The following is a 10,601-nucleotide window of genomic DNA, read 5'->3' as shown; positions in this document are numbered from 1 at the left end:
GTGCTCGGTGCTGTGTCGGGAACTGTGCTGCGGGCATCCGCTGACCGGCGGGTGGGCAGGATGCGCGCGCGTCGCATGACGAGCACGCCGCCGTCGGCGTCTTCGGCGAGCACGGGGTAGCGGGCGTCGGCGAGCAGCCAGTAGACGGTGGCGGGCTCGATGCGGCTCGAGAGGGTGTCGTCGGACTCGCGCCGGAGCCCGAGCGAGGAGAGGGACTGGTCGACCGCGATGCTGCCGAGCACGCGGGTGTCGCTCGAGTGCACGCGGGTGCGGGTGCTGCCGGCCGCGCTGCCGGCGGGCGAGACGCGGACGAGGCCGTAGCGACGCTCGCCCTCGCCGATGAGGTAGTCGAGTGCCTGAGGGACGCCCGTGAGCGAGATCTCGCCGAGGAACTCCCGGAGCCCCGTGGCCGTCTCGCCCGAGGCGAGGGCGCGGTCGATCGTCTGCGCCGTGATCCGGTAGCTGCTGGCGAGGCCGCGGTTCTCGATGTCCGCGACGGTGCGGAGGCGGGCGTCGATGGCGGGGCGAAGGGGGCCCGGGGCGATGATGGAGAGGTCGTGCTGCAGGTAGACCCGGTCGACCTCGTCCGGCAGGTCGGCGGCGAGGCCCGAGGGTGCTGCTCCCAGCAGGAGTGCCAGTTCGTCGAGGTGGTCGAGCTCGGCACGCATGGCCGCGTCGGCGGCTGGATAGCGGGCGGCCAGGGACTCGCGGAGTGCGGTGCCGCTCGGCCACGGGCCACCCGCGACGGCATCGGCGAGCAGGGAGCGGAACGGGGTGTCGAGGCTCGCGACCCAGCCGGACACGAGGGCGTGCCAGCGGTCGCGGTGGGCGAGCAGATTCCACTCGTCGGCGAGGGCCGTGGAGAAGAGGAGGTCGCCGTCGAGGTCGACCAGGCCGGCCGCGCGAGCGACCTCCATGAGCGGGGGCACCAGCTCCGGCTCGAGTCCGAGGAGGGCCGAGAGGCGCTTGCTCTCGGCGGCCGGGACGCCACCGCGGGCGAGGGTGCGCACGGGGGCGAGGCGGAGCTGCTGCACGAGCTCGGCGACCGCGGAGATAGCGGTGAAGGCGCGCTCGGCCACCGGCGTGGCCGCCACGGCGTCGGCCGCGGGAGAGGAGACGGGCGGGTCGGCCGCGGCCGCGGGGGCCGGTTCGTCGAGCACGGCGCGGGCCACCTCGGCGACCACGGCGTAGGGGCGGCCGGCTTCATCGCGGAGCGCGAGCTCGCGCTGCTCCCCGCTGTTCCCCGCCGGGGCGGCGAGGCCCTCGAGCTCGTCACGGTCGAGGCGGCGGAGCGCTGCGCGCACCGACACCGGGTCGAGCAGCGCGTCGGCGAGGTCGAAGAAGTCGCGGATCTCCCGCGCCGCGACCGGGCGCGCCGCAAGCAGCGCGATCAGCTGGTCGTCGCTGCGGGCGCTCAGTGAGCGCGCGAGCGTGAGCGGATCGCTCACCGACTCCCGCGAGCGTCGCGGAGACGGCGTCTCATGTTGAGGATGAGGAGGACGAGCATGAGCACGAGGCCGATCGGCAGGCCGATGTAGGGCACGAGGAAGACCGCGGGCCAGACGCCGGAGCTGAAGGACTCGCCGCCCACGCCCACCGCGGTCGCGATGATGATGGCGAGGAACGCGATGATCGACATCCCGATGACGGCCGCGATCATGACCGCCAGGGACCGTTCGATCCGGCTGCTGGCTGTGTTGTCGGCGTCACTCACATCCACAAGGATACGGGCACGGGTAGGCTGGTCAGTGGTCCGAAGAGGTATTCGGGCCGATTACACGAGGAGATTCGCGATGCCAACCGGCAAGGTCAAGTTCTACGACGACGAGAAGGGCTTCGGCTTCATCAGCACCGATGACGGCCAAGAAGTGTTCCTGCACGCGTCGGCCCTGCCCGCGGGTACCACGGTGAAAGCCGGCAGCAAGCTCGAGTTCGGAATCGCCGACGGCAAGCGCGGTGCGCAGGCGCTCTCGGTGCGGGTGCTCGAGGCGCCCCCGAGCCTCGCGAAGATGGCGCGGAAGCCCGCCGACGACATGGCGGTCATCGTGGAGGACCTCGTGAAGGTGCTCGACTCCATCGGTGGGAATCTCAAGCGCGGTCGCTACCCCGACAACGCCCACAGCCGCAAGATCGCCGCTCTGCTGCGCAAGGTCGCAGACGAGCTGGACGCCTAGTGCCGCAGGACGCACCCGAGCTCGGCGCCGTCGACGAGAGCGCTGCCGTCGAGCCCGAGCCCTCGGCCGATGCGGTCGAGGAGGCCGCTGCCGACGAGAGCGCCTCCGATGAGGTGGTTGAAGAGACCGCTGCCGTCGAGCCCGTCACCGACGAGGTGCTGCTCGGGTCGGTGGACTTCGCACGGGCCGCGCTCGTAGGGATCGCTCCGGCGGGCACCGTCGGCGAGCTCGTCGGTTCAGAGGCCCACGAGGACCACGTGCTCAGCCTGTTCTTCGCCTCGACGCTGCCCGGCTACCCCGACTGGCGGTGGACGGTGACGCTCGCACGCGTCGACGAGGAGTCCGAGCCCAACGTGCTCGAGGTGGAGCTGCTGCCGGGCGAGACCTCGCTCGTCGCTCCCGACTGGGTGCCGTGGTCGGAGCGCCTCGCCGAGTACCAGCTTGCCCAGGAGCTCGCGGCGGCGACGGCTGCCGAGGCCGACGACGAGGAGGACGACGACCTCGACGAAGACGACGATGAGGACGACGAAGACGAAGACGAGGACGACGAAGACGAGCAGTCCGAGGACGACGAGGACGAGGACGAGGACGACCTCGATGAGGTGGACCTCGACGACGTGACCGACCTCGACGACCACATCGCCGACGACGACGAACTCGCGGCCGCGGCAGACGAGGACGACTCCGACGAGGACGACGACTCGGACGACGAGGACGACTCGGACGACGAGCTCCCCTCCGAGAGCCGCTGACTCACCCCGCACACGCGGACAACGACGAAGCTCCCGCCCACCGACGCCCAGAAGGGGCCGGAAGGCGGGAGCTTCGTCGTTGTCCGCGCGGAGAGGCTACGAGCCCAGGTTCTCCACGACGTACTCGATCGACGAGATGAGCTGCTTGACGTCGGAGGGCTCGATGGCCACGAAGGTCGCCACGCGCAGCTGGTTGCGGCCGAGCTTGCGGTAGGGCTCGGTGTCGACGATGCCGTTGGAGCGGAGGGCCTTGGCGATGGCCGCGGCGTCGATGGAGTCGTCGAAGTCGATCGTGACGACGACCTGCGAGCGCTCGGACGGCTCGGCGACGAACGGCTGCGCGTACGACACGCTCTCGGCCCAGGTGTAGAGCGCCGACGACGACTCCGCGGTGCGCGCCGAGGCCCACGGCAGGCCGCCGTTGCCGTTGATCCAGGAGACCTGGTTCTCCAGCAGCACAAGCGTGGCGATGGCGGGGGTGTTGAGCGTCTGGTTCAGTCGCGAGTTGTCGACCGCGTTCTTCAGGCTCAGGAACTCGGGGATGTAGCGGCCGGATGACGCGACCGTCTCGATCCGCTCGAGGGCTGCGGGCGACATGAGGGCGAACCAGAGCCCGCCGTCCGACGCGAAGTTCTTCTGCGGGGCGAAGTAGTAGACATCCGTCTCGGTGACGTCGAAGTCAGCGCCGCCCGCGGCGCTCGTCGCGTCGATGACGGTGAGTGCACCCTCGTCGCCGTGCACGCGCTGCACGGGAGCCATGACGCCCGTGCTCGTCTCGTTGTGCGGCCAGGCGTAGACGTCGACGCCCTCGAGCACCTCGATCCGCCCGAGCGTTCCGCCCTCGGACTTCACCACGTGGGGGGCCTCGAGCCACGGAGCCCCGGCTGCGGCGGCGAACTTGGAGCCGAACTCGCCGAACGACAGGTTCTCGGCGCGCTTCTGGATGAGTCCGAAGGATGCTGCGTCCCAGAACGCCGTCGAGCCGCCGTTGCCGAGCACGACCTCGTAGCCCTCGGGCAGCGAGAAGAGCGACGACAGTCCCTCACGCACCGAACCCACGAGGTTCTTCACGGGCGCCTGGCGGTGGCTCGTGCCGAGGAGGGAGGCGCCGCGGGTGACGAGGTCCTCCAGCTGGGCGGGGCGGACCTTGGAAGGGCCGCAGCCGAACCGTCCGTCCACGGGAAGTCGATCGGTGGGAATCGTGATCTCGGCCATGCGGTCCATAGTATCGACGCGCGAACAGCCTCCGTGTCGTGGCGTGACACTAGGCTGGGTTAGGTACGCCTCACAGGGCCTAGGAGTATGCCGTGACTGATTTGATCGACACCACAGAGATGTATCTGCGGACGATTCTCGAACTCGAAGAAGAGAACATCAATCCGCTGCGCGCGCGCATCTCGGAGCGGCTCGGTCACTCCGGGCCCACGGTGTCGCAGACCGTCGGGCGCATGGAGCGCGACGGACTCGTCGTGGTCTCGCTCGATCGGCACCTCGAGCTCACCGAGGTGGGCCGGCGCAAGGCGATCTCCGTGATGCGCAAGCACCGGCTCGCCGAGCGCCTGCTGAGCGACGTCATCGGCCTCGACTGGGAGCTGGTGCACGACGAGGCATGCCGGTGGGAGCATGTGATGAGCGAGCAGGTTGAACTGCGCATCCTCGAGCTGCTCGACCACCCCACGGAGTCGCCCTACGGCAACCCCATCCCCGGCCTCGATGTGCTGGGAGACGAGGCGACGATGCCGTTCACGAAGGGCGTGGTGAACATCGTGACGCTCGTGCACGGAGCCGTGGGCCCCCAGACGAAGACCATCCGTCGTCTCGGCGAACCGGCCCAGGTCGATCCGGAGCTGCTGCTGCAGCTCAAGCAGGCGGGTGTCGTGCCAGGCAACTCGGCGGCCTTCACGGCGGTCGGTTCCTACGTTCTGGTAGAGGTCGAAGGTTTCGACGAGGGACTCGAGCTCCCCAATGAGGTCGCATCCCACATATTTGTTGGGATCTGAGCAAAATCATCCGGGCGAGCGTTACGGAATTGTTAAACAAACCGTCGCTCGAGGTGACATTCGGCTGTGCCTCCCGTATTCTCTAACGAGTCCACCACCCCCTAATGGGTGCGGGACCGGGCCAAGACACCTCGCTTTCCCGCCTCTTGGTCGCAGAACACGCACGCAACTCGGTGTGGACGGGAGCAGTGCCCTAGCTGCGAGAGGTGCCGGAGGAACGTATTTTGGCCCTTGATGGAAACTCGCTCCCTTCGGAGCGGAACCCCGAAGACCCGAACAGACCCGAGACACCCTCCCTGGCATCCGCACTCACCCGCCGGGAGCTCCGTGCGGCAGAGTCGGCCGCAGCTGCGGCGTCGAAGCCGGTCGTGTCCAGTGCTCTGGTGAAGCGTGCGCCCGTGGCGCCGCCGGCCCGCGTGGCCGAGCCCGCTCAGGGCGGCACCCGCGCACCGCGCTCGCGCCCCCGCTTCAAGCGGCCCACGAAGAAGGGCGCCATCAGCACGGTCGTCATGACCTTCGCTGCGGCCCTCGTGGTCACCATGTCGCTCCCCGCCTACGCCTTCGGTGGCGGCGGCAGCTTCGACAGCACGGTCGCCTCCGCCGAGGCCGACCTCAGTGGCTCGCAGACCCTCGTGGTGCCCGACGCGTCGGCCGCCCTCGCGGTCAGCCGCGACAACTACACGGCGCCCACCTCGGCCGAGCTGGCCGCTGCCCGCGAGGCCGCGGCCGCCGCGGTCGCCGCCACCGAGGCCGCCGCCGCTGCGTCGGCCGCGGAGTCGTCGCGTTCCTCCGCCCCGGGTGGCACGTTCGCGGTCAACCCGCCCTCCGGCCCCTACAGCGGTCAGGCCATCGTGGAGTTCGCCAAGCAGTTCGTGGGAGTCGTGCCCTACGGCAGCGGTGCGAGCCCCGACACGAGCTTCGGCTGCGACGGTCTCACCCAGTACGTCTTCGGCGCCTTCGGCATCTACCTGCCGCGCACCGTGAGCAACCAGGCCGCCCTCGGCATCCCGATCGCTCCGGAGGACGCTCAGGCCGGAGACCTCATCGTCTGGCCCATCGGCCACATCGGCATCTACGACGGGGCCGGCAAATCGATCGACTCCCCGGACTGGGGCCGTTACGTCGAGCACCGTCCGCTCTGGGGCAGCTACTACTTCGTGCGGATCGTGTAAACAGCTCGTTACCAGTCCATGAAACGGCGTGCCACCACTGTGTGGCACGCCGTTTCTGTCGTACTCTGAGGCTCTGATCGTCCCCGAGATCATGGAGAGACCGATGAACGACGGCAGGAGCATCCGCACCACGGATCGCCTTCAGCTGCGCGTGCCGCGGCACTCGAACGGACTCAGTCGGTTCCGGATAACCGGATCCCCCTGCAAGGCGCTGTCATCATGACGGCGCCTTTTTTGTTGTCCGCCCGACTCCTCGATCTGAGCCGATCCGCTGTATCGAACACCTGGAAGCCGTCCAGGTCTCTTCGAAAGGGAGAGCATGCGAACACTGGTACTGAACGCAGGATATGAGCCGCTCGGCGTCATCTCGTTCAAGCGGGCGATCGTGCTCGTGCTGAACGACAAGGCGCGAGTGCTGGCGAGCGACGACGCGCACCCCGTGATCGGGATCACGAGCGCCTTCGAGAGGCCCGCCGTCATCCTCCTCACCCGCTACGTGCGGGTGCCGATCAACCGCATGATGCCGGTCTCGCGCCGGGGAGTGCTGCGCCGTGACGGCCAGCGCTGCGGCTACTGCGGCGGATCGGCGACCACCATCGATCATGTGCAGCCGCGCTCGCGCGGGGGCAAGGACACCTGGGAGAACCTCGTGGCCTGCTGCCTGCGCTGCAACAACATCAAGAGCGACCGCACGCCGGAGGAGATGGGCTGGTCGCTGCGCTTCGCCCCGCGGATGCCGCACCAGTCGGGCTGGAGCATCAAGGGCGCCGAGAAGGCCGAGCCGCAGTGGGAGATGTTCCTCGCCACGGCGGCCTGACCGCTAAACTTGCCCGGTCAGCCTCTGTAGCTCAATGGAAGAGCAGTTCCGTCCTAAGGAAAGGGTTGGGGGTTCGAGTCCCTCCAGGGGCACCGTTTTGTCAGATGCTCAGATCCCCGTGATTCTGCGGATCTGGAGCCTTCTGATCTCGCCCCGAAATCGCGATTGCCCACACTTTGCCCACACTCGATCGAGTGCGGTGTCAGTCGGACCAGGCGTGCTCTTCAGGAACCCACGTGCCGGAGGTCCGAACGCCGGAAAGAATGGGATCCAGGCAGGGCCGTGTCGCGTCCAGTGATGCGTCCAGTTCATAGAGCTTGCTTGGGTACTCAGCGAACGTTCGTGCCTGGCGGGGAAACGCGGTCCGCCATTCTTTGGCAGGCGCCTCCATGCGGCTCGGTAGCGTGATCCTCCGCCGACCCGATTCGCGGTCGAGCACTTCCCTGAGGCGAGCGGCATCTATAGGGCCGGCGTCCAGAATCCGGACGATGTCGGCGAGGTCGCGGTAGCGGGTGGAGGGCGAGTCGCCGTCGCTCCCGTGTCGCTCGTACATCGCGCACACCTTATCGGCCAGGTGGTTCTCGAGCGGTGTCGTCGGCACCGACGGCAGATGGGAGAGGGTGTCGTGGTCGATGACCGCGCGGAGGGGCACCTGATCGACGAGAGCGTCGAGGTGACGCCTCTCGGTCAGGTCGACGGTGAATGTGTCAAAGACCTGAGTGCCGAGGAGCGCCTGCACCCTCGCCTTCGCCGTCTTCGTGCCGTAGTCAAATGGGTCTGGCTCGGAGTACGGCTCGACTGCGACCACCACGAAGATGAATGGATCTCGGTCTGCGCCGGAATCGGCGAGCGACCGCAGCTCGGCGCGCACGTCGTCGGTCGAAGTCCACTCGCTCTCGCGGGCAAGGTCGATGTCTTGCGTGAAGCGTCCACCGCCGGTGCGGATGAGCAGTGCGTTCCCGCCGAGAAGGATCCAAGGTGGCTGCGGCTCCGGAGAGAACAATCTGCTCAGGAAGACCGTGAAGATGTACTGCTTGCGGATGACATCCGCGGTCACCCCGCGCCGGCGCGCCTCGTTGTTCAGCTTAGCCTGAAGCGATCGGGCGAGGCTCGCCAGCTGCATCGTTGTGAGCGCCATGTGTTTCCTTGCCAGTGTTGAAGTGCCTTATGAAGCGAGGCGCTCCTCGAGGAATGACAGGAGCGTCTTCGCGCCATCGGGCTCCGCGAGAAGCTTCAGGGCCTGCTTCCGAAATCGGGGAGAGTGAGTAACGGCCGTACGAACTGCGCTGCTGAGCGCAGCAGCCACGTAACCGGGTGCGGCCTCTGCGAGAAGCGCTCGCCCGGAGTCGAAACCGTAGCGTCTGGCATAGGGGGAGAGCGCCTGCGCGAGCTCCTCGACATCGACATCCAGATTCTCGACCGCGGCGGACAAAACTCCGGCGAGGTGGTCGGAATCCAGCAACGACGCAGCGAGGTCGGCGGCTGTGCGCACCACTGTGGTTACCGGAAGCCCGTCGACCACGGTCAAATCGTCGTCGCTCAACTCGGCGCGGTGGAATCGGAGGTCCGGCAGCGTGCTCTGGCGGCGCACCGGTGCAGTGAACTCGTGTGCCGCGGGAACGAGGTCACCAAGACCATGTACGACGGCCGCCGAGGCACCGGAAACGACGACGTCGCCGTTCGCCGAGGCCGCCAGCCACGCCCCACGCAGGTCTTGTAGTCGGTCAGCCCCCGCCGAAGGCAGGGCATAAACTCCGTGGCGGACACGGTGGAGCTTTCCCGAGTCGGTAAGGCGAGTCAGGTCCACGCCCGACAGACCCGATTCGCGAGCCTGAGCAGTCGTTACGAGACCGCGCTGCGTGGAACCGAGCAGTTCGAGAACTTCCAAAGCATCAACAGCACGCATCACCACACCTCACTCACTCATTGCGCTCTAAATATTACACCAAAATGTAATCTTACAAGAATGCAGCGATGAGCGTGGGCTCTCGGATCCCGGCAGCGATCAAAAGACCATTGAGACTTACGGCATTCGTCACGCCAGGTTGCTCGCCCAGGCTTTGCCTACGCTCGCCTCGCGTGCTGTTTCCTGCATTTTGGCGGCGACCATCTCGAGGTCGTCGTCGAACAGGTCCCCGTACGTGTCGAGGGTCATGGCAGCCGAGGCGTGGCCGAGCATCCGCTGAACAGCCTTCACGTTCGCGCCGCTGCTGATTGCGAGCGATGCGGCCGTGTGCCGAAGGTCGTGCGGGGTGAGGGAGGGGAAGTGGGGGTTGGTCTGCTGCGCGCGGCGGACGGCGTTCACGAACCATCCGTCGACGGAGTCCGGCGACTTCATGTGGAAGGTGCCGCCGCCGAACACGAGCTGCGTGGGCCCCTTGTCCGCGCATTGTTCGGCTAGGCCCGCGCTGAGCAGATCTGGGTAGGGCACGGATCGGCGCTCGTGCCCCTTAGTCGTGCCGAGGTGGATGATGGCACCAACCTTCACGGCGTTCTCTTCAACGTTCAGCCGGCGCCGAAGGAAGTTGATGTGCCGCACGCGGAGCGCGGTAGCCTCTCCCCACCGGATGCCCGTGTAGGCGAGGCAGAGCACGAGCGTCGGATGCGCAGACAAGCCGGCGAGAGTGTGCACCTGGTCGTGGCTGAGGTAGACGCGATTCAGCTTCCCTGTCTTGCGGGGCAGCTTCACTCCGCGCGCCAGCTTCCGGAGAAGGCGACGGTCGGTGACGGCCATGTCGAGGATGCCTGCGAGCACGCCGTGTGCCCGGATCACCACGGCGAGCCAGAGCCGGATCAATGTAGTCACCGGCCGCCTTTGACACCGTCACCGAGGCGAGGAACAGCTCGGCCTCGCGTTTGGTCTTGAAACCCCGCTTGTCCGTCTGGGTGTGATCCGGCTTCCGGTACCGCACGCGGTATTGCTTGCCTTACGACGTGCTGTACGGGGTCACGCTGCCTGCCATCTCTAGCCACCTCAACCTTCTCCGCTAATCACGTCGCTACGCGTTATCGTCGCCGTGGTTCGACGCTCATCCGTCCGATCAATTCTGTAATGGACGGGAGACATTGGAGTGGCGCCCGTAGGGGGCATGTTTTCGGTCCCCTGCAGAGCATTTCCGCGTTCGGCTCCATGCTCGTGGGTATTCCATTACCTGTTCCTTGGGCGGGAATAGGTAATGGAACGGTTTGTCCCTCTTCTCGCCTGCGCCACCGCCACCCCCGCGCAGAGCGCGCTTCCCAACCTCCCCCAAACATCGTTGGTGTCTGAGGGAGGTTGGGAAGTAAAAGGGGTGACGGTGGCGCAGGCAAGAAGAGGGTGAGACGGCGGAGAGTATGGCGACAGATGCGAAGGAACGGTGTTGAATGCTCAGGACGGCGTCGTCAGCGTTCGGGATGGGCTGGGTGGGCTGCAAGATCACGAATCGCGATTGGGCGGATATCCGCGCGCATGCTAGATGTCCATCGCAGGGAGGGGAAGAGCTGCGGGAGCGACCGCGCTCGATCCGAAGTCTCTGCTCGACGCATGGGTCTCACGCTCACGGGTGATAGCCGGTCGATGGTCTCGAGTGTCGGCAACGCTCGAATCTGAGGCCGATGCGACGCGGTGGTTTCTAGCGGTCATTGCAACGGCGGGTGATTCTGTGAGGCTAGCAGGGCTCCGAATAGGTCGGCGGGTGAGCGTCCGC

General features: G+C 67.1%; 11 protein-coding genes, 1 tRNA gene and 1 pseudogene. 6 read left to right on the top strand and 7 right to left on the bottom strand.

Annotated features, from left to right (window positions below; genetic code table 11):
• A partial coding sequence (locus Q0D57_RS17940) for a helicase-associated domain-containing protein (RefSeq protein ID WP_291046637.1) occupies positions 1 to 1,448 on the bottom strand: 1,448 nt, incomplete at its 3' end.
• Positions 1,445 to 1,714 (bottom strand): hypothetical protein, encoded by a 270-nt coding sequence (locus Q0D57_RS17935; protein ID WP_291046635.1) that lies wholly within the window; start codon positions 1,712 to 1,714, stop codon positions 1,445 to 1,447. The genes Q0D57_RS17940 and Q0D57_RS17935, both read right to left, overlap by 4 nt.
• 79 nt (positions 1,715 to 1,793) lie before the next feature.
• Between Q0D57_RS17935 and Q0D57_RS17930 the strand changes: the two genes are divergently transcribed.
• Both Q0D57_RS17930 and Q0D57_RS17925 read left to right on the top strand, forming a co-directional pair.
• The gene (locus tag Q0D57_RS17930) at positions 1,794 to 2,174 is read left to right on the top strand and encodes a cold-shock protein (RefSeq protein ID WP_291046631.1); all 381 of its coding nucleotides are present in this window, start codon (positions 1,794 to 1,796) and stop codon (positions 2,172 to 2,174) included.
• Positions 2,174 to 2,926, top strand: coding sequence for a DUF3027 domain-containing protein (locus tag Q0D57_RS17925; RefSeq protein ID WP_291046628.1), 753 nt, complete (start codon positions 2,174 to 2,176; stop codon positions 2,924 to 2,926). Before Q0D57_RS17930 ends, Q0D57_RS17925 begins: the two co-directional genes overlap by 1 nt.
• A 96-nt stretch (positions 2,927 to 3,022) precedes the next feature.
• Here the strand turns inward: Q0D57_RS17925 and serC are convergent, their stop codons facing one another.
• On the bottom strand, positions 3,023 to 4,141 hold the full coding sequence (gene serC / locus Q0D57_RS17920; protein ID WP_291046625.1) for a phosphoserine transaminase: 1,119 nt from the start codon (positions 4,139 to 4,141) through the stop codon (positions 3,023 to 3,025).
• Between the two features lie 92 nt (positions 4,142 to 4,233).
• Between serC and Q0D57_RS17915 the strand changes: the two genes are divergently transcribed.
• The 4 genes from Q0D57_RS17915 (at position 4,234) to Q0D57_RS17900 (ending at position 7,007) form a co-directional block, all read left to right on the top strand.
• The gene (locus Q0D57_RS17915; RefSeq protein WP_291046623.1) at positions 4,234 to 4,926 is read left to right on the top strand and encodes a metal-dependent transcriptional regulator; all 693 of its coding nucleotides are present in this window, start codon (positions 4,234 to 4,236) and stop codon (positions 4,924 to 4,926) included.
• A 383-nt stretch (positions 4,927 to 5,309) separates the two neighbouring features.
• On the top strand, positions 5,310 to 6,098 hold the full coding sequence (locus tag Q0D57_RS17910; RefSeq protein WP_291046621.1) for an NlpC/P60 family protein: 789 nt from the start codon (positions 5,310 to 5,312) through the stop codon (positions 6,096 to 6,098).
• Between the two features lie 319 nt (positions 6,099 to 6,417).
• A complete protein-coding gene (locus Q0D57_RS17905) occupies positions 6,418 to 6,915 on the top strand; it encodes an HNH endonuclease (protein WP_291046619.1) in 498 nt (165 codons plus the stop codon).
• Between the two features lie 20 nt (positions 6,916 to 6,935).
• Positions 6,936 to 7,007: transfer RNA gene (locus tag Q0D57_RS17900), tRNA-Arg, on the top strand.
• A 110-nt stretch (positions 7,008 to 7,117) separates the two neighbouring features.
• On the opposite strand, the gene Q0D57_RS17895 is transcribed toward Q0D57_RS17900, so the two are convergent.
• The 4 genes and pseudogenes from Q0D57_RS17895 to Q0D57_RS19430 form a co-directional block, all read right to left on the bottom strand.
• Positions 7,118 to 8,053: a nucleotidyl transferase AbiEii/AbiGii toxin family protein gene (locus Q0D57_RS17895; RefSeq protein WP_291046616.1), complete on the bottom strand. Its 936-nt coding sequence runs from the start codon at positions 8,051 to 8,053 to the stop codon at positions 7,118 to 7,120.
• Positions 8,054 to 8,080: 27 nt separating this feature from the next.
• Positions 8,081 to 8,821 carry a type IV toxin-antitoxin system AbiEi family antitoxin domain-containing protein gene (locus Q0D57_RS17890; protein WP_291046613.1) on the bottom strand — a complete coding sequence of 247 codons (741 nt, stop codon included), beginning with the start codon at positions 8,819 to 8,821 and terminating at the stop codon, positions 8,081 to 8,083.
• A gap of 129 nt (positions 8,822 to 8,950) precedes the next feature.
• On the bottom strand, positions 8,951 to 9,649 hold the full coding sequence (locus tag Q0D57_RS17885; RefSeq protein ID WP_366518642.1) for a site-specific integrase: 699 nt from the start codon (positions 9,647 to 9,649) through the stop codon (positions 8,951 to 8,953).
• A 112-nt stretch (positions 9,650 to 9,761) separates the two neighbouring features.
• A pseudogene (locus Q0D57_RS19430) lies at positions 9,762 to 9,827 on the bottom strand (hypothetical protein); the annotation flags it as partial.
• Between the last annotated feature and the right edge of the window lie 774 nt (positions 9,828 to 10,601).

Source organism: Herbiconiux sp. (assembly GCF_023264895.1).
In the GTDB taxonomy this organism is placed as follows: domain Bacteria; phylum Actinomycetota; class Actinomycetes; order Actinomycetales; family Microbacteriaceae; genus Herbiconiux.
The sequence above is the reverse complement of the archived record's forward strand: the minus strand, read 5'-3'. Positions and strand labels throughout refer to the sequence as shown.